Below are 15,947 nucleotides of genomic sequence, written 5' to 3' on the forward strand. Positions count from 1 at the left end.
GCGATGACGCAAGACACTTTCATTCAGACGCTGCCGACCGACCCGCTGATCGCCCCGGTGATCGAGGGGCTGTTCGGCGAATATCGCCAGCGTTACGGCGACTATTTTGGTGACCAGGAACCGGAAGCGCTGGATCTGTACGCGCCGCCGCAAGGGGCCTTCATCGTGCTGCTGCGCGCCGGTGCGCCGATCGCCATGGGCGCCTTCAAACGCTATGACGCACAGACCGCCGAGCTGAAGCGCATCTGGACGCGAGGCGATCTGCGCCGCCAGGGCCTGGCACAGCGGGTGTTGCAGCAGTTGGAAACGCTGGCGTTGGCGCAAGGATATCGCCGGCTCTATCTGACCACCGGCTTTCGCCAGCCCGAAGCGGTGGGCCTGTATCTGAACAACGGGTATCAGCCGCAGTTCGATCCCACCGTCGACAGCGAGGTTTACAGCCGCCCGCCCTACGATGGCCGCCTGCCGTTCCGCAAAAGCCTGATTGCAGAGGATGCGTGTTGTTGCGCGTCGGAAAGGAAAATCGCCTAAGGCCCCTTTATCTGTATCAGGAGACATGACATGTCCAAACAAGAAGTCTTGAAAGTGGTGCCCGCCCGCTATCCGCTGCGGCTGATCGGCGCGCTGTTTTCGCTGTTTATTCTGGCCGCCATCGTACAATCGGTGGCGGGTAACGCGCGCTGGGAATGGGGCGTGTTCGCCGAGTGGTTCTTCGCGCCGGCGGTACTGGCGGGGCTGGGGCAAACCCTGCTGCTGACGCTGCTCGGTACGCTGTTCAGCATCCTGTTCGGCACCCTGTTGGCGCTGGCGCGCCTGTCGCGCTCCTACCTGCTGGCGTCGCTGGCCTGGGGCTATATCTGGCTGTTTCGCTCTCTGCCGCTGATCCTGGTGCTGATCATTCTGTACAACTTCTCCTATCTGTATGACGCCATCTCGCTGGGCATTCCCTTCACCTCCGTGGTGTTCGCCAGCTTTCCCACCATCGACATTCTCGGCCAGTTCGCCGTGGCGGTGCTGGGCCTGACGCTGGTGCAGTCCGCCTACACCGCCGAGATCATCCGCGGCGGCATCCTGGGCGTGGATTACGGCCAGCACGAGGCGGCCGCGGCGCTGGGCCTGCCGGGCTATCGTCGCACCTTCCGTATCATTCTGCCGCAGGCACTGCGCTCCATTATTCCGACCGGCTTCAACGAGATCATCAGCCTGGCGAAAGGCACCTCTATCGTTTACGTGCTGGCGCTGCCGGAGCTGTTTTACACCATTCAGGTTATCTATAACCGCACCCAGCAGGTGATACCGCTGCTGATGGTCGCCACCGTCTGGTACCTGTTCATCACCACCGCGCTGTCGGTGATCCAATACTATATCGAGCGCTATTTCGCCCGGGGCGCGGTGCGCGAATTGCCGCCGACGCCCTGGCAGAAACTGGCCGGCTGGCTAAAACGTTAGGAGACCCACATGTCTGAAGCCATTGATTATTACGCCTTGCCCGAGCAGCCGGTACGCAATCTCACCCCAGTGCCGGCACGCGGCCTGATCGAAATCAGCAACGTCAGCAAGTTCTTCGGCAAACACAAGGCGCTGGACGACGTCAGCCTGACGCTGCAGCCGGGCACCGTGACCGTGATCCTCGGCCCTTCCGGCTCCGGAAAATCGACGCTGCTGCGGGCGATCAACCACCTGGAGCGCGTCGACGAGGGCTTTATCCGCATCGACGGCGACTACGTCGGCTACCGCCGCAAGGGCAACCGGCTGTACGAGCTGAAGGAAAAGGCCATCCTCCGGCAGCGCATCAACGTCGGCTATGTGTTCCAAAATTTCAACCTGTTCCCGCACCTGACGGTGCTGGAAAACATCATCGAAGCGCCGGTGGTGCACAAAATTCACTCCCGCGAGCGGGCGAAGGCGGTCGCCTATGAGCTGCTGGATACCGTCGGGCTGCGCCACAAGGCGGATGCCTACCCGCGCCACCTCTCCGGCGGCCAACAGCAGCGCATCGCCATCGCGCGCGCGCTGGCGCTGAACCCGAAGGTAATCCTGTTCGATGAGCCGACCTCCGCGCTCGATCCCGAGCTGGTCGGCGAAGTGCTGGACGTGATTAAAGGGTTGGCGGATCTGGGTGTCACGCTGGTGGTGGTCACGCATGAAATCGGCTTTGCGCGCGAAGCGGCGGATCGGGTGGTGTTTATGGTCGACGGGCAGATCGTCGAACAGGGCGACGCCAGGCAGGTGCTGTCCCAACCGCAGCATCCGCGCACCGTTAACTTCCTCAACAAAGTGCTGTGATCGTCGGGGCGCCGCGGCGCCCCGCACCTGAGCCGCTTATAGGCCGGCGAAACGCCGCTTATAGGCCGGCGAAACGCCGCTTCTCGGCGGCGAAATCCAGTGGGCGGATCCCCTGCTGGTTTTTATCCTCGTCGGTCAGCAACGCCGGCGGAATAAACCAGGTCACCTCGAACAGCAGCCCGTCCGGATCGTGACCATAAATGCTTTTGTGCACGCCATGATCCTCTTCCAGCCCGAGAATACCGCGTTCGGCCAACTGGTGACGAATGCGCTCCAGCTCTTCCAGACTGTCCACTTCCCAGGCCAGATGGTACAGCCCGGCCGGTGGCTCATGCTCCGCCGGCGGCTCGTTGTTGGCGCGAAACACCCCGGCGCGCTGCTGGCCCAGATTCTTGCTGAACAGCGCCAAATCGTGATCGTTTTCCGAATCGGCGGCCTGGGTAAATACCGCGCGATCGGGGCTGTCGGACGGCTTCAGCTTGAAGCCCAAGACCTGATGATAAAAGTCGGCGCTCTGCCGCACATCGCTGACATACAGCACGGCGTGATTGAGACGTTTGATGCCCATCGATATTCCTTTTTCGCATTGAATGAAGTCAGCATGAACATAGCATGTGGCCAGGAAGCCGCTAAATGCCGTTATCGCATGACTAAATGCCGCCCGCGCAATCTGTCGCTGCAAGGCATTCCGCGCTATCATAAGCGCTGTATTGAACCCTTTTGTGAGAATAGCGATGAACGGCAAGATAACGACTTTTTTTGAAGACAAAGGCTTCGGCTTTATTACCGACGAGAACGGAGAAAATCGTTATTTTCACGTGATTAAAGTGCAGAACCCGGAGCTGATTAAGAAAAACGCGGCGGTCACCTTCGAGCCAACCAACAACACCAAAGGCCCGTCGGCTTATGCGGTAAAAGTGTTGGCGCCCAGCAAATACATCATCATCGCCAATGAAAGAATCAAGATCACCAGCATCAAGTCTTTTAATACCTTCACCAAGGAAGTGCCGGTCAAAGCCGACGTGGATAAAGAGAACACCGTGCTGTCGGTCGGCCTGCTGATGAACCGCATTCGCCCACAGTCCGAAGATCAGGCGCAGACCATGCAAACGCTGCGCATGCTGACCATTACCACCTTCCAGAACACCACCCATACCTTCTCCGAGCACGAGATCGATATGGATGAAACCATCAAGGCGCTGAAAAGCCTGTAAGTATCTGCGTACGGAAAATAACCAACGAAATTTGTCGTTGCCTGTGTTAGCGTGAGTTTTCACCTGACACAGGCCATTGATATGTCCGATTCCAGCAGCGTCAAAGGTTTTATCAACCGCTCCACCCAAATCGTCTGCCCTAAATGCGGCTATGTTACCCGGCAAAAATGCGCAGCAATGCTGCAAGATGTGATACTGATTTGCCCTAATTGCGAAACCCGCTTCGAGCCCAGGCAAGGCTGAAAACGGTTAACGGAACAGGATATGCTCGACGCTGTTGCCGTTGATCACGTTGAACGACTCCACCCGATTACGCCCCTGCGATTTGGCGCGATACAGCGCGATATCCGCCATATTCATCAGCTGTTCCAACGATTTCACCTCATTCATCGCCAGGCTGGCAACGCCGACGCTGATGGTGATTTTCAACGTCTGCTTGCCTTCCGCCTGCAGCTCCGTCTGCTCCACCAGCCGGCGCAAATGTTCCCCCAGCGCCACGCCCTGCGCCGCCAGCGCGCGCGGCAGCATGATAGCAAACTCTTCCCCGCCCAAGCGGCCGAACAGCTGATCGTGACGCAGCTCGCGCCGCACGATGTGCGCGAACGACGCCAAAACCTGATCGCCGGCGCTGTGGCCGTGCGTATCGTTGATCTGCTTGAAATGATCAATGTCGATCAGCAGCAGCGACACCGCCTCTTTGGAACGGTGTTTATGCTCCAGCAACTCGCCCGCTTTGCGGGTCATCGCGCTGCGCGCCAGCACCCCGGTCAGAAAATCGTGGTTGGCACTGTGCTCCAGACGTCGCATCAGCTTGCGGTTGGCGGCGATGGAGCTGGCGAGGATCAGCGGCCCCATCACCAGCATGGCGATGCCCAATCGGGCGGACATCAGGGTATCGAGGAAGGCGTTGTGGTTGTTCGGCGTTTCATAAAGCACCAGGTTGGCAGAAATGCTGCTGATCTCGGTCATGCCGGTCAACAGCGTCAGCAACGTCACGGGGAACAGCGGGTAGCGTACCGCGCACCACAGCAGCGCCGGGATCGGGAAGGCGATGGCTCCCGGCCCGCCGATATAGACGCTGAACGCCAGCGACAGCAGCAACGCCAGCAACGGCAGGCAGCCTTTCAGGCGCCAACGTACCTGCATGCGCAGCAGTTGCTTCAGCCGCGGCGCCGCCATCAGCACCGGCAACAGCAGCAAGGTCGTCGAGAATTGCTCACTGAACCAAGCCAGCCAGGCGATCACCACCGTGTTGTTATAGAGGCTATCATTACGCAGCACCGACAGCGTCGACGCCACCGCCGCGCCGGCCAAACTGGCGCTGAACATATAGAGTATCGCCTGGGGCTTGCCCATGCGCCGTTGAGATTGTGGCAGCATCAGCATGATGCCGTAACCGACGGCGATCAGCGACATGTTGCAGGCGTTCAGCCACAGCGCCAGAGACCAACCTTCGCCGGTGCTGAGATCGGCGGCGACCATGCCCAGATAGGTGGTAAGCCAGCCGAGCGGCGTGCCGTAAATGGGTTTGCGCAGCAGCAAACCGAGCAGAATCGCATTCACTGGCCAAAATAAGGAAAGCGAGCCAATCGGCCGGCTAAGAATACCCACCAGGGAAAGCAAAAAAGCCAGCATGAAAAGATTGATCAGCTGAACCGTTAGCGGCAGGCCATGCCTGGCGTTTATTCTGGCGTTCATCGCCTTGCCCATATTTTGCTAATAACCAGAATAATAATGTGCATACTCTCTCGCCCGGCCAGTGAGGGATAGTCAACCCGGATTTCAACCAAAAAAGCCAGACAAATCAATAATAAAAAACGTTAACATTTAATTAACAGACTTTTCTTAGCCCCGTTCGGCTGCGGCGGGCACACCCGCGTAGCGTCAGCAAATAATGGCTACTCTGCTGTCAGCATAGCGCATAGCGTAATAGGTCGCCGACGGCGTCAATTACATTAATAAGCTTGTGGTTATTGGTCGTTGAATGATGTTTGAATAACTGCGCGATTATTTTCCTGCAACTGGGCCGCCCGTGCAATAACAACTCAAAAAAAGCCCGCATGAAGCGGGCTTGCTTGAACAACAGCAAATCGACAGTTACAACACGGCCATGCCTTGCATGCCCGTGTTGCCACGCAGTATAGCGGTGAAAGCTTAAGCAGACCTTAGCAACAAAAAACCCGGCCTAGGAACCGGGAATATTTGTACGAAATGCAGTGTTAGCCCAAGCAGGCTAATAACATTTCGCAGCCTACACGCCAATTGTGCAGAGAAAATGAACGCGGCATCCGTTCAACCGCACCGCCACCCCATCTACACGGTAAGGCCTTACGCCAGTTTGGCGGCAAAGCCCGCTACGCGCTGGCCATAGAGCTTGGCGGTCGCCAGATCGCCCGACAACATCTCATCCACGCCGGCATCCGCCGGGGTCTGCACCAGCAGCCCCACCGAACCGCCCAGGTTATTGACGTCGGTACGCTGCGCCGATTTGGTGTTGGCCGGCAGCAGCCCCAGACTGACCCACAGGCCGCCATGTTGCGAAGCCAGCGTCTGCAGTGCGATCAACGTGACCTGCTTATCGCCGTTCAGGCTGGCGCTGTTGGTAAAGCCGCCGAACACTTTGTCCTGCCACTTGCGGCCGAACCAGGCTTTGGAGCTCGCGTCGGCGAATTTCTTGAACTGCCAGGATGGGCCGCCCATATAGGTCGGCGAGCCAAAGATGATGGCGTCCGCCTCATCCAACGTCTGCCAGGCTTCGTCGCTGATGTCACCGTTCTGATCGATGGCGATCAGTTCCGCCCCCGCACCTTCCGCCACAACTTTCGCCAAACGCTCGGTATGGCCGTAGCCGGAATGAAACACCACTACTGTCTTCGCCATAGAAATTCTCCACTCATTGCACAAAGGCACCGACGGCGCCCCCTCTCGCGTTCAATCTAATCAAGCGCGCAGCGGCTGAATACCGAATAAAACTGACGGTGATATTCAAAAAAATCGCGTTACGCACCGCCGGGTATGCGCAGATAAAAAAAATCCCGCACAAGGCGGGATAAACTTAACAGGGATGGGGTAATACACTACAGGGAATGGATAACACACAACATCATCGGGTAGAGCTACAGTACCAATCCCAATGTATAGAACTGTCATCCCCGCGTAAGTTTGCTCGGCCAGATGTAACGCCGAATGGGAAATATGACATTTTGCTCAACGCACCACGAACAGGCGCGACTCAAAGCCGCCGCTCTTGAAGGTGCCGGTATTGACCCACCCGGGCGGCGAACGGCCGAAGTCCTGATTGAAATCGCCGCCGCTGACCAGCCAGACCCGGCGATGGCCTTTCGCTAACGCGCTGAGATTATCGACGTAAGTCTGCGCCGCCCGATCGTGGAAAAAGGTGCCGAAACCATAGGCATTGGGCTTGCCCGAAATGCCGTTGGGCCTGGCCGGGGTATACAACAGGGCGCGATAGCCCTGCTTGTTGTAATACACATAGCTCAGGTAGTTGAACATGTTGCTGACCACCACTGCATCGTTAGGCTGATAGAGACTGTTGATGTAGTGCACCATCACTTTGAACTCATCTTTCTCGACCGGGTAATCGTTACGCACGCCGCAGCCGAACAGCAAACTGAAGAACAGCAGCAAAGAAATCCCGCGCACCCGGCTTTTCGTGCCGGCGATCAGCACGCCCAACACCAGCGGAATGCCCAGCGCGGCCGAATAGAGGTAGCGATCGACAAACAGCGGCGAGCGCCAGGAAATGGCGAATACCAACGTCACCGGGATCAGAATGCCGCCGAGCAGCAGCAGCGAGAATGTTCTCGGCGTCTCCCGCCGCCACAGTAGCAATGAACATAAGGCGATAAACATCGCCGGCAGCAGCCAGAGAATGACCGTCGGATAATTGCTGCCATCATGCCCAGTGAGAAAACGCCAATACATCGCCGGCAGATCGCCCCAGGAAACCTGAGGGATCCAACCGACGTCGCCGCCGACCCGCAGCTCGGCGATATGCGCCAGCAGATTGAACAGCACCAGCAGCCAGGGAATGTAGGCCACCCCGATCGCCACATTGGCCAGCCACCACGCCGGCTGCTTGATGTAACGTACGCCTTCGCGGCGGCACGACAGCGCCAGCAGCACCAGCCAGTGAGCGATCAGCGTAAAAATCGTGAAGTAGTGGGTATAAAAGCTCAGCGTCATCAATAACGCATACAGCGCCAGGTAACGGTGGTTATCCGGCGTTTTCAGCCACTTCGCCAACGCCATGGCGGCGGCGATCGCCAGCATCCCCATCAGCGCGTACATGCGCGCCTCCTGGCTGTAACGCACCGCCATCGGCATGATTGCCATCAGCCACCCCGCTATCAGCGCCGCCCGCTCATTGGTCAACCAACGGGTAAAACGCATCGCCAACGCCACCGTCATCACGCCGAACACCAGGCTCAGCGAGCGGGCCGCCATGATGCCGTCGCCAAACAGCGCCATCCAGCCATGCAGCAACAGGTAATAAAGCGGCGGGTGAACATCGAAAGAAGCGTGGTACAGCAAAGCGCCCACGTCATAGCGGCTGGTCAGTACGCTGGAGGCTTCATCGCACCAAAAATACCGATCTGATAAGGAAATAAATCGCACGATCGCCGAAAACGCCACGATCGCCAACGCGTAATGTTTGTAACCGATGCCCTTTAAGCCGTTGTTGCTCAAAGAAACATTCGATACCTGCTGCAGTGACATAACGGCATTCCGCCCAAGAGAACCACACCGTGTGGAGACGCAGCGTCATCATTGCCGACGGCGGGTAAATGGCGGGTAAATCAGTGCGAAAAAGTCGGTGCAATCACCGCGGCGCCGCACGGCCCTCAGCGGATTTCAACGCTGATATCCGGGTAGGCTTTCTCCCCGTCGCTGAGGTAATGCCCCAACGCCCGGTAAGCCATGACGTACAGCACGGCGGCGGCGCACAGGCACAGCAAGGTCACGAGCAGGAATCTGGATTTGCGCACGATAGGCTCCATGGGGAAATTTTCGCCTATTGTAGCGCGGCAAAATAAACGAAAGTTCAATTGCCGGCGGGTCAAGCGCCTCGCACTCACTCGGCGAGGCGGCTTCATCTCATTTCTTCAACATGTAGATAAACGAATCGACGGTTTCGCCGCCGGCGGTGGAGACGCTGACCGCCACCCGTTCATACCCCTCACCTTCGAACGCATCGAGAGTCGGCCAGTGGTTGACGAGATTAGCTGAACGGAACAGAAAACCGTTCACCCGATTGCCGCTGTTATCCAACACGATGCCTGGGTAGCCCATCTCGGCGCCCCAGCCTTCGTTAAGCAGCGATCCGCCGACGCTGCCTTCTTCCCAGCTGCCGCCGATGGCTTCCATAATGTGCGCGTTGGGTCTGCCCGGCCCCAGGGTGCCGTAAACGAATAAGCTTTGCATGTTGCTCTCTGCCACTGACTAAAAGTTAGCGAACGAACATAGCATGGCGCTCAATGGCGAGCCAACGAGAGTATGGATTACACAGTCGAATTTTTGCGGGAACAAGTCGGGGGGAAGAAAATCAAGGAAGTAATGGCACGCCCTATAGGATTCGAACCTATGACCTACGGCTTAGAAGGCCGTTGCTCTATCCAACTGAGCTAAGGGCGCATTGAGATGCGGCAACCTGTGGTTGCGGGTTGCGATTATACGGTCAGAGGTTAGCGAGTCAATGCCTTTTCATGACGTTACGGCGGCGACGGCGCTTTATGGCGTTTTTTCCGCCAGCGCCCGCGCTATGTTACGGTGCGCCAGGCCGACCGCGGTATCGCCTGGTGTGCGCTCAGCCTCTTGCCGCCCACCGCCCCGCCGCAGACAAAGGCGCGTAGACTGTACCACTGCGGCAATATCCCCCCAATCGGCATGCTCAACCACCTGCATATTGCAGGTCGCTTCCCCCCTTTCCCCCAATGCGGAGTCAGGGCGTGCGCTGTTTAAGGATGCCTGGCTCCACGGCGCCCAAGCCAGCAATAGCGCGCAACCTCCCCATGCGCTGCCGTTCATGCGCACAGCTTCCGCCACAGCGCGCTCAGGCGCGCCCGCCACGACGGCGCTGCCTGGTGCTGGCCGAGCTGATGCAGCGCGGTGAGTTGCGCACTGCCCGCCGGATGCCGTGAAGAATCGAACACCGTCTCCCCTACGTGTTTAGGCTCCGCCGGTTGCTGATCAGGTTGATGATGCAACGGATAAAGCCGGGTTATCGCTCTCATGATCCTGCCCTCTTTCGCCCTGTGTATGGCCCCAGCGTATGCAAATGCAGGTAAAAATGACGTAGAGGATCCTGAGGCCGATATAAAAAAAGCGTAAATCGCCGTCGGCAACGGCGGCGAGGGTGATTCTGCGCCTGACAGCGCGCTCAGCTTCTGCCAGAATAGCGGCATCCCCGCTTTTCTTAATTGATGGATTTCCACACTGATGTCAGCAAAGATTATTGATGGTAAAACGATTGCGCAGCAGGTTAGAAACGAAGTGGCTGAGCAAGTGAAACAACGTCTGGCGGCCGGCAAGCGCGCCCCAGGGCTGGCGGTTGTGTTGGTCGGCGAGAATCCGGCTTCGCAAATTTACGTCGCCAGCAAGCGCCGCGCCTGCGATGAAGTCGGCTTCCTTTCCCGCTCCTACGACCTGCCCGCTGCCACCAGTGAAGCCGAGCTGCTGGCGTTGATCGACCAGCTGAACGCCGACGCAGAAATCGACGGCATTCTGGTGCAGCTGCCGCTGCCGGCCGGCATCGATAACGTCAAGGTGCTGGAACGCATCCACCCGGACAAAGACGTCGACGGCTTCCACCCGTACAACGTCGGCCGCCTGTGCCAGCGCGCGCCTAAGCTGCGCCCGTGCACGCCGCGCGGCATCGTTACCCTACTGGAGCGTTATAACATCGATACCTACGGCCTGAATGCCGTGGTGGTCGGCGCGTCCAACATCGTCGGTCGCCCGATGAGCATGGAGCTGCTGCTGGCCGGCTGCACCACCACCGTCACCCACCGCTTCACCAAGAATCTGCGTCATCACGTCGAGAACGCCGATCTGCTGGTGGTGGCGGTCGGCAAGCCGGGCTTCATTCCGGGCGACTGGATCAAACCGGGCGCCATCGTGGTGGACGTCGGCATCAACCGCTTGGAAAGCGGTAAAGTGGTGGGCGACGTCGATTTCGACGCCGCCAGCGAGCGCGCCGCCTACATAACCCCGGTGCCGGGTGGCGTTGGCCCGATGACCGTTGCTACACTGATCCAAAATACCTTGCAGGCCTGCGAGGAATATCACGACGTTCAACCTAAATAAGTAAGGCAGTATGGAAATTTTCAATCTGGACAATCATCCCCACGTCGAACTGTGCGATCTGCTGAAGTTCCAGGGCTGGTGTGAAAGCGGCGGCGCCGCCAAAGAAGTGATCGCTGAAGGGCAGGTGAAAGTCGACGGCAAGGTCGAAACCCGCAAGCGCTGCAAGATCGTCGCCGATCAGGTGGTGGAGTTCAACGGCGGCAAGGTCATGGTTAAACCCTAACCCGCTGCCATAGAAAAAGGCGCTGAATTCAGCGCCTTTTTTGTTTTTCCCTGCGGCCGGATTACTTACGGCGCCAGGTGGTGCCCTGCGGGCCGTCTTCCAGCACGATGTTCATCTCGTTCAACCGATCGCGAGCGGCATCCGCCAGCGCCCAGTCTTTGGCGGCACGCGCTTCGTTACGCTGTTTGATCAGCGCTTCAATCTCCGCCACTTCGCCGTCGTCAACCTGAGCGCCCCCTTGCAGGAACTGCTCCGGCTCCTGCTGCAGCAGGCCGAGCACGTTCGCCAGCTTGCGCAGTTCCGCCGCCATGCCGTTGGCCGCCGCCATGTCTTCACCCTTGAGGCGGTTAACCTCGCGCGCCAGATCGAACAGCGCCGAGTAGGCTTCCGGGGTATTGAAGTCGTCGTCCATCGCTTCGCGGAAGCGGGCTTCGAACGCTTCGCCGCCGGCCGGTGCGGCGTCGGCATCGGTGCCGCGCAGCGCGGTATAGAGGCGCTCCAGCGCGGTGCGCGCCTGCTTGAGGTTCTCTTCGCTGTAGTTCAGCTGGCTGCGATAGTGGCCGGACATCAGGAAGTAACGCACCGTTTCCGCATCGTAATGGCCGAGCACGTCGCGGATGGTGAAGAAGTTATCCAGCGATTTGGACATCTTCTCTTTGTCGATCATCACCATGCCGGAGTGCATCCAGTAATTGACGTACGGGCCGTCGTGGGCGCAGCTCGACTGCGCGATCTCGTTCTCGTGGTGCGGGAACATCAGATCGGAACCGCCGCCGTGGATGTCGAAGTGGGTGCCCAGCTGTTTGCAGTTCATGGCGGAGCATTCGATATGCCAGCCCGGACGGCCCGGCCCCCACGGCGACTGCCAGCTCGGCTCGCCCGGCTTGGACATTTTCCACAGCACGAAGTCCATCGGGTTGCGCTTCACGTCGTCGATTTCCACGCGCGCGCCGGCCTGCAGCTGATCCAGATCCTGGCGCGACAGCAGCCCGTATTGCGGATCGCTGTCGATGGAGAACATCACGTCGCCGTTGCTGGCCACATAGGCGTGATCGCGATCGATCAGGCGCTGCGTGATCTCGATGATCTCGGCGATATGCTGGGTCGCGCGCGGCTCTTGATCCGGACGATCGATCAGCAGCGCGTCGAAGTCGGCGTGCATTTCCGCCAGCATGCGTTCGGTCAGCTGGTCGCAGGTCTCATGATTTTCCGCCGCGCGGCGGATGATTTTGTCGTCTACGTCGGTGACGTTGCGCACGTAGTTCAGCGAATAGCCGAGATAGCGCAGGTAACGCGCCACCACGTCGAAAGCGACAAAGGTACGACCGTGGCCGATGTGACACAGGTCATAAATGGTTACCCCGCACACGTACATGCCCACTTTCCCGGCATGAATGGGTTTGAATTCCTCTTTTTGACGACTCAGGGTATTAAAAATCTTTAGCATCGGGAGATTCCGTGGTGTGCGTGATAACAAAAAAGATAACCGGGCTTCAGGTTTTCCGCCCGGTAGCGTATTGAAACCTGAAGCCTGATCTATTGCAAGGTTAAGGCCATGCTTTGCTGGCTTCACGCGAAGAAAACGCGCAAAATTCGGCGGTCAGCGCAATTGTTATAATATAACATAAACACAATTACCACAGACAGTGCGCGGTTGAGCCGCTGCTGACTCGCTAGGGCGGATATGTTATAAGGGCGGTCTGAATGTTCACTCGCTTTACGTGACGTCTCACTTCACCTTGTTAGGATTAAAACTATGGTTACTTTCCACACCAATCACGGCGATATCGTTATCAAGACCTTTGCTGACAAAGCGCCGGTTACCGTTGAAAACTTCCTGAACTACTGCCGCGCCGGTTTCTACGACAACACCATCTTCCACCGTGTGATCAACGGCTTCATGATCCAGGGCGGCGGTTTCGAGCCGGGCATGAACCAGAAAGCGACCAACGCGACCATCAAGAACGAAGCCAACAACGGTCTGAAAAACACCATCGGCACCCTGGCAATGGCACGTACCAACGATCCGCACTCCGCCACCGCACAGTTCTTCATCAACGTGGCTGACAACGACTTCCTGAACTTCCGCGGCGAAAACGCGCAAGGTTGGGGCTACTGCGTGTTTGCAGAAGTGGTTGAAGGCATGGACGTGGTCAACAAGATCAAAGGCGTGAAAACCGGCCGCAGCGGCATGCACCAGGACGTACCGGTAGAAGACGTCGTGATCAACAGCGTGACCGTCAGCGAGTAATCGCGGCTGCATGAGTACGCTGTTCATCGCAGATCTGCACTTGTGCGCACAGGAACCGGCAATCACTGCCGGTTTTCTGCGTTTTTTACGGCGCGAAGCGGTGCACGCCGACGCGCTGTACATCCTCGGCGACCTGTTTGAAGCCTGGATCGGCGACGACGATCCCGAGCCGCTGCATGCGGAGATCGCCGCGGCGCTGAAAGCGCTGCAACAGGCCGGCGTGCCCTGCTATTTCATCCACGGCAACCGCGATTTTCTGCTCGGCAAACGCTTCGCCCGCGCCAGCGGCATGCAGCTGCTGCCGGAAGAAAAAGTGCTGGAGCTGTACGGCCGCAGGATCCTGATCCTGCACGGCGACACCCTGTGCACTGACGATCAAGCCTATCAGCAATTCCGCCGTAAAGTGCACAACCCGCTGATTCAAAAACTGTTCCTCGCGATGCCGCTGCGCTGGCGACTGAAGATCGCCGCCAAGATGCGCGCCCGCAGCCAGCAATCCAACCAGTACAAGTCGGACGCCATCATGGACGTCAACCCGCAGGCGGTCGAGCAAACCATGCTGCGCCACGACGTGCACTGGATGATCCACGGCCATACCCATCGCCCGGCGGTGCACCGGCTGGCATTGAGCAATGGCGAAGCCCATCGCGCGGTGCTGGGTGCCTGGCACGTCGAAGGATCGATGATCAAAGTCAGCACCGACGCCGTCGAGCTGATCTCATTCCCATTCTGAATTCCGCACTGGCGCGCGAGTAAAAATTCGCGCTTTCGACGGTGAAAACCGGCGACGCAACCGTTTTCCTCGCCGTGCGCTCATGGTATGCTCTACGCCCTCATTCGGCCCTCAGCCGACGCCAGAAAAATCACAGGAGCCTTACACCCATGGGAGCCAACGCCGCTTCAGCCGCCAATACCGGGGCGAAAATCGCAATTGTAATGGGATCGAAAAGTGACTGGGCCACCATGCAGTTCGCCGCCGAAGTCCTGACCCAGCTCGATGTCCCCTTCCATGTCGAAGTCGTTTCCGCTCACCGCACGCCGGACAAGCTGTTCAGCTTCGCCGAGCAGGCTGCCGCCAACGGCTTTGACGTGATCATCGCCGGCGCCGGCGGTGCGGCGCACCTGCCGGGCATGCTGGCGGCGAAAACCCTGGTGCCGGTGCTGGGTGTGCCGGTGCAAAGCGCCGCGCTGAGCGGCGTAGACAGCCTGTACTCCATCGTACAGATGCCGCGCGGCATTCCGGTGGGCACGCTGGCGATCGGCAAAGCCGGCGCCGCCAACGCCGGGCTGCTGGCGATGCAGATCCTGGCGCTGCACGACGCCGCGCTGGCGCAGCGTTTGGCGGACTGGCGTCAGGCGCAGACCGAAGACGTCTTGAACCACCCCGATCCGCGGGAGGACGCATGAAGCCGGTTTGCGTACTGGGCAACGGCCAACTGGGGCGCATGCTGCGCCAGGCCGGCGAACCGCTGGGCATCGCCGTCTACCCTGTCGGCATCGATGCCGAACCTGAAGCGGTGCCGTATCAGAACAGCGTCATTACCGCCGAGATCGAACGCTGGCCAGAAACCGCGCTGACGCGCGAGCTGGCGACCCACAGCGCCTTCGTCAACCGCGACATCTTCCCGCGTCTGGCGGATCGCCTGACGCAAAAACAGCTGCTCGACCAGCTCGGCCTGGCGACCGCGCCGTGGCAGCTGCTGGCGAGCGCCGCCGAATGGCCGCAGGTGTTCGCTGCGCTGGGCGAGCTGGCGATCGTCAAACGCCGGGTCGGCGGCTATGACGGCCGCGGCCAATGGCGCTTGCGCCCGGGCCAGGAAGCCGAACTGCCGGCCGACGCCTATGGCGAGTGCATCGTCGAGCAAGGCATCAATTTCTCCGGCGAAGTGTCGCTGGTGGGCGCGCGCGGCCACGACGGCCGTTCGGTATTCTACCCGCTGACCCACAACCTGCATGAAGACGGCATCCTGCGCACCAGCGTGGCGCTGCCGCAGCCCAACCCGGCACTGCAGCAACAGGCCGAGCAGATGCTGGCGGCGATCCTGAACGAGCTGAACTACGTCGGCGTGATGGCGATGGAGTGCTTTATCGTCGGCGATCGGCTGCTGATCAACGAACTGGCGCCGCGCGTGCACAACAGCGGCCACTGGACGCAAAACGGCGCGTCCATCAGCCAGTTCGAATTGCACCTGCGCGCGATTCTCGGCCTGCCGCTGCCGCAGCCGGTGGTGAGCACGCCGTCGGTGATGGTCAACCTGATCGGCACCGCCGTCAACGAACAGTGGCTGTCGCTGCCGCTGGTGCATCTGCACTGGTATGAGAAAGAGGTGCGCCCGGGCCGCAAGGTCGGCCACCTCAATATGAACGACCCGAGCGCCGCCGATCTGCGCCAGGCGCTGCAGGCGCTGGCACCGCTGCTGCCGGGTGAATACCAAAGCGGGCTGGCCTGGGCACAGCAGAAGCTGGCTTAACGGTTTATACCGCCGAAAAGAAGAAGGTTCAGCCCAGGCTGAACCTTTTTTTTGCCGCTGACCCGTCCTGAATAGCGTTGACACATTTTACTCATGCACAGAGGAAAATGTGATGAACCAGTATATTAAACGCACACAACGCGATTACTCTCTATCCTTTAAACTGGCTGTCGTCG

General features: G+C 59.1%; 20 protein-coding genes and 1 tRNA gene. 11 read left to right on the forward strand and 10 right to left on the reverse strand.

The window, feature by feature from the left end; all coding sequences use genetic code 11:
• Positions 1-3 precede the first annotated feature (3 nt).
• The 3 genes from ACJ8J5_RS23945 to ACJ8J5_RS23955 are packed head-to-tail and all read left to right on the forward strand — an operon-like array spanning position 4 to position 2,286.
• On the forward strand, positions 4-531 hold the full coding sequence (locus ACJ8J5_RS23945; protein WP_043135734.1) for a GNAT family N-acetyltransferase: 528 nt from the start codon (positions 4-6) through the stop codon (positions 529-531).
• 30 nt (positions 532-561) lie between these two features.
• Positions 562-1,449, forward strand: coding sequence for an amino acid ABC transporter permease (locus ACJ8J5_RS23950; RefSeq protein ID WP_019454099.1), 888 nt, complete (start codon positions 562-564; stop codon positions 1,447-1,449).
• 9 nt (positions 1,450-1,458) lie between these two features.
• A complete protein-coding gene (locus tag ACJ8J5_RS23955) occupies positions 1,459-2,286 on the forward strand; it encodes an amino acid ABC transporter ATP-binding protein (RefSeq protein ID WP_025301825.1) in 828 nt (275 codons plus the stop codon).
• 58 nt (positions 2,287-2,344) lie between these two features.
• Here ACJ8J5_RS23955 and ACJ8J5_RS23960 read toward each other — a convergent pair whose 3' ends face one another.
• Positions 2,345-2,854: a VOC family protein gene (locus ACJ8J5_RS23960; protein ID WP_043135732.1), complete on the reverse strand. Its 510-nt coding sequence runs from the start codon at positions 2,852-2,854 to the stop codon at positions 2,345-2,347.
• Positions 2,855-3,020: 166 nt separating this feature from the next.
• Here ACJ8J5_RS23960 and ACJ8J5_RS23965 point away from each other — a divergent pair, with 166 nt between their 5' ends.
• Together ACJ8J5_RS23965 and ACJ8J5_RS23970 are read left to right on the forward strand one after the other, a co-directional pair.
• Positions 3,021-3,500, forward strand: coding sequence for a cold-shock protein (locus tag ACJ8J5_RS23965; protein WP_025301823.1), 480 nt, complete (start codon positions 3,021-3,023; stop codon positions 3,498-3,500).
• Between the two features lie 81 nt (positions 3,501-3,581).
• Positions 3,582-3,743: a YnfU family zinc-binding protein gene (locus ACJ8J5_RS23970; protein ID WP_015376921.1), complete on the forward strand. Its 162-nt coding sequence runs from the start codon at positions 3,582-3,584 to the stop codon at positions 3,741-3,743.
• A gap of 6 nt (positions 3,744-3,749) precedes the next feature.
• On the opposite strand, the gene ACJ8J5_RS23975 is transcribed toward ACJ8J5_RS23970, so the two are convergent.
• The 8 genes from ACJ8J5_RS23975 to ACJ8J5_RS24010 all read right to left on the reverse strand — a co-directional run bounded on the left by ACJ8J5_RS23975 (position 3,750) and on the right by ACJ8J5_RS24010 (position 9,754).
• Positions 3,750-5,198 (reverse strand): GGDEF domain-containing protein, encoded by a 1,449-nt coding sequence (locus ACJ8J5_RS23975; protein ID WP_038628979.1) that lies wholly within the window; start codon positions 5,196-5,198, stop codon positions 3,750-3,752.
• A 630-nt stretch (positions 5,199-5,828) separates the two neighbouring features.
• The gene (locus tag ACJ8J5_RS23980; protein ID WP_004940045.1) at positions 5,829-6,380 is read right to left on the reverse strand and encodes a flavodoxin family protein; all 552 of its coding nucleotides are present in this window, start codon (positions 6,378-6,380) and stop codon (positions 5,829-5,831) included.
• 327 nt (positions 6,381-6,707) lie between these two features.
• Positions 6,708-8,240, reverse strand: a complete 1,533-nt coding sequence (locus tag ACJ8J5_RS23985) for a glycosyltransferase family 39 protein (RefSeq protein ID WP_043135729.1) — start codon at positions 8,238-8,240, stop codon at positions 6,708-6,710.
• A 125-nt stretch (positions 8,241-8,365) separates the two neighbouring features.
• Positions 8,366-8,509: a hypothetical protein gene (locus ACJ8J5_RS23990; protein ID WP_016928795.1), complete on the reverse strand. Its 144-nt coding sequence runs from the start codon at positions 8,507-8,509 to the stop codon at positions 8,366-8,368.
• 109 nt (positions 8,510-8,618) lie between these two features.
• On the reverse strand, positions 8,619-8,945 hold the full coding sequence (locus tag ACJ8J5_RS23995) for a gamma-glutamylcyclotransferase family protein (RefSeq protein WP_049206185.1): 327 nt from the start codon (positions 8,943-8,945) through the stop codon (positions 8,619-8,621).
• A 133-nt stretch (positions 8,946-9,078) separates the two neighbouring features.
• Positions 9,079-9,155, reverse strand: a tRNA-Arg gene (locus ACJ8J5_RS24000).
• A 96-nt stretch (positions 9,156-9,251) separates the two neighbouring features.
• Positions 9,252-9,548: a hypothetical protein gene (locus tag ACJ8J5_RS24005; RefSeq protein ID WP_043135724.1), complete on the reverse strand. Its 297-nt coding sequence runs from the start codon at positions 9,546-9,548 to the stop codon at positions 9,252-9,254.
• Positions 9,545-9,754: a hypothetical protein gene (locus tag ACJ8J5_RS24010; protein WP_025301819.1), complete on the reverse strand. Its 210-nt coding sequence runs from the start codon at positions 9,752-9,754 to the stop codon at positions 9,545-9,547. Before ACJ8J5_RS24010 ends, ACJ8J5_RS24005 begins: the two co-directional genes overlap by 4 nt.
• A 205-nt stretch (positions 9,755-9,959) precedes the next feature.
• On the opposite strand from ACJ8J5_RS24010, the gene folD reads away from it, so the two are divergent.
• Both folD and ybcJ read left to right on the forward strand, forming a co-directional pair.
• Positions 9,960-10,826 (forward strand): bifunctional methylenetetrahydrofolate dehydrogenase/methenyltetrahydrofolate cyclohydrolase FolD, encoded by an 867-nt coding sequence (gene folD / locus ACJ8J5_RS24015; protein ID WP_016928798.1) that lies wholly within the window; start codon positions 9,960-9,962, stop codon positions 10,824-10,826.
• Between the two features lie 10 nt (positions 10,827-10,836).
• Positions 10,837-11,049: a ribosome-associated protein YbcJ gene (gene ybcJ / locus ACJ8J5_RS24020; RefSeq protein ID WP_033637394.1), complete on the forward strand. Its 213-nt coding sequence runs from the start codon at positions 10,837-10,839 to the stop codon at positions 11,047-11,049.
• Positions 11,050-11,110: 61 nt separating this feature from the next.
• Here the strand turns inward: ybcJ and cysS are convergent, their stop codons facing one another.
• Positions 11,111-12,496 (reverse strand): cysteine--tRNA ligase, encoded by a 1,386-nt coding sequence (cysS, locus tag ACJ8J5_RS24025; protein ID WP_038875101.1) that lies wholly within the window; start codon positions 12,494-12,496, stop codon positions 11,111-11,113.
• 309 nt (positions 12,497-12,805) lie between these two features.
• On the opposite strand from cysS, the gene ppiB reads away from it, so the two are divergent.
• From ppiB to purK, 4 genes are all read left to right on the forward strand, one after another.
• A complete protein-coding gene (gene ppiB / locus ACJ8J5_RS24030) occupies positions 12,806-13,300 on the forward strand; it encodes a peptidylprolyl isomerase B (protein WP_025301816.1) in 495 nt (164 codons plus the stop codon).
• A gap of 10 nt (positions 13,301-13,310) precedes the next feature.
• Positions 13,311-14,033, forward strand: coding sequence for a UDP-2,3-diacylglucosamine diphosphatase (locus ACJ8J5_RS24035; protein ID WP_173889329.1), 723 nt, complete (start codon positions 13,311-13,313; stop codon positions 14,031-14,033).
• A 149-nt stretch (positions 14,034-14,182) separates the two neighbouring features.
• Complete coding sequence (gene purE, locus ACJ8J5_RS24040) at positions 14,183-14,707, forward strand: 5-(carboxyamino)imidazole ribonucleotide mutase (protein ID WP_016928802.1); 525 nt, start codon at positions 14,183-14,185, stop codon at positions 14,705-14,707.
• Complete coding sequence (gene purK, locus ACJ8J5_RS24045) at positions 14,704-15,771, forward strand: 5-(carboxyamino)imidazole ribonucleotide synthase (protein WP_173889327.1); 1,068 nt, start codon at positions 14,704-14,706, stop codon at positions 15,769-15,771. The genes purE and purK overlap by 4 nt, the downstream gene beginning before the upstream one ends.
• The last annotated feature ends 176 nt before the right edge of the window (positions 15,772-15,947 follow it).

The organism is Serratia sp. CY43202 (assembly GCF_052168755.1).
In the GTDB taxonomy this organism is placed as follows: domain Bacteria; phylum Pseudomonadota; class Gammaproteobacteria; order Enterobacterales; family Enterobacteriaceae; genus Serratia; species Serratia bockelmannii.

What these genes read in the sequence shown, in the direction of transcription:
- ACJ8J5_RS23945 (WP_043135734.1), top strand. Translation starts at nt 4, where the DNA reads ATGACGCAAGACACTTTCATTCAGACGCTGCCGACCGACCCGCTGATC.
- ACJ8J5_RS23950 (WP_019454099.1), top strand. Translation starts at nt 562, where the DNA reads ATGTCCAAACAAGAAGTCTTGAAAGTGGTGCCCGCCCGCTATCCGCTG.
- ACJ8J5_RS23955 (WP_025301825.1), top strand. Translation starts at nt 1,459, where the DNA reads ATGTCTGAAGCCATTGATTATTACGCCTTGCCCGAGCAGCCGGTACGC.
- ACJ8J5_RS23960 (WP_043135732.1), bottom strand. Translation starts at nt 2,854, where the DNA reads ATGGGCATCAAACGTCTCAATCACGCCGTGCTGTATGTCAGCGATGTG.
- ACJ8J5_RS23965 (WP_025301823.1), top strand. Translation starts at nt 3,021, where the DNA reads ATGAACGGCAAGATAACGACTTTTTTTGAAGACAAAGGCTTCGGCTTT.
- ACJ8J5_RS23970 (WP_015376921.1), top strand. Translation starts at nt 3,582, where the DNA reads ATGTCCGATTCCAGCAGCGTCAAAGGTTTTATCAACCGCTCCACCCAA.
- ACJ8J5_RS23975 (WP_038628979.1), bottom strand. Translation starts at nt 5,198, where the DNA reads ATGAACGCCAGAATAAACGCCAGGCATGGCCTGCCGCTAACGGTTCAG.
- ACJ8J5_RS23980 (WP_004940045.1), bottom strand. Translation starts at nt 6,380, where the DNA reads ATGGCGAAGACAGTAGTGGTGTTTCATTCCGGCTACGGCCATACCGAG.
- ACJ8J5_RS23985 (WP_043135729.1), bottom strand. Translation starts at nt 8,240, where the DNA reads ATGTCACTGCAGCAGGTATCGAATGTTTCTTTGAGCAACAACGGCTTA.
- ACJ8J5_RS23995 (WP_049206185.1), bottom strand. Translation starts at nt 8,945, where the DNA reads ATGCAAAGCTTATTCGTTTACGGCACCCTGGGGCCGGGCAGACCCAAC.
- ACJ8J5_RS24005 (WP_043135724.1), bottom strand. Translation starts at nt 9,548, where the DNA reads ATGAACGGCAGCGCATGGGGAGGTTGCGCGCTATTGCTGGCTTGGGCG.
- ACJ8J5_RS24010 (WP_025301819.1), bottom strand. Translation starts at nt 9,754, where the DNA reads ATGAGAGCGATAACCCGGCTTTATCCGTTGCATCATCAACCTGATCAG.
- folD (WP_016928798.1), top strand. Translation starts at nt 9,960, where the DNA reads ATGTCAGCAAAGATTATTGATGGTAAAACGATTGCGCAGCAGGTTAGA.
- ybcJ (WP_033637394.1), top strand. Translation starts at nt 10,837, where the DNA reads ATGGAAATTTTCAATCTGGACAATCATCCCCACGTCGAACTGTGCGAT.
- cysS (WP_038875101.1), bottom strand. Translation starts at nt 12,496, where the DNA reads ATGCTAAAGATTTTTAATACCCTGAGTCGTCAAAAAGAGGAATTCAAA.
- ppiB (WP_025301816.1), top strand. Translation starts at nt 12,806, where the DNA reads ATGGTTACTTTCCACACCAATCACGGCGATATCGTTATCAAGACCTTT.
- ACJ8J5_RS24035 (WP_173889329.1), top strand. Translation starts at nt 13,311, where the DNA reads ATGAGTACGCTGTTCATCGCAGATCTGCACTTGTGCGCACAGGAACCG.
- purE (WP_016928802.1), top strand. Translation starts at nt 14,183, where the DNA reads ATGGGAGCCAACGCCGCTTCAGCCGCCAATACCGGGGCGAAAATCGCA.
- purK (WP_173889327.1), top strand. Translation starts at nt 14,704, where the DNA reads ATGAAGCCGGTTTGCGTACTGGGCAACGGCCAACTGGGGCGCATGCTG.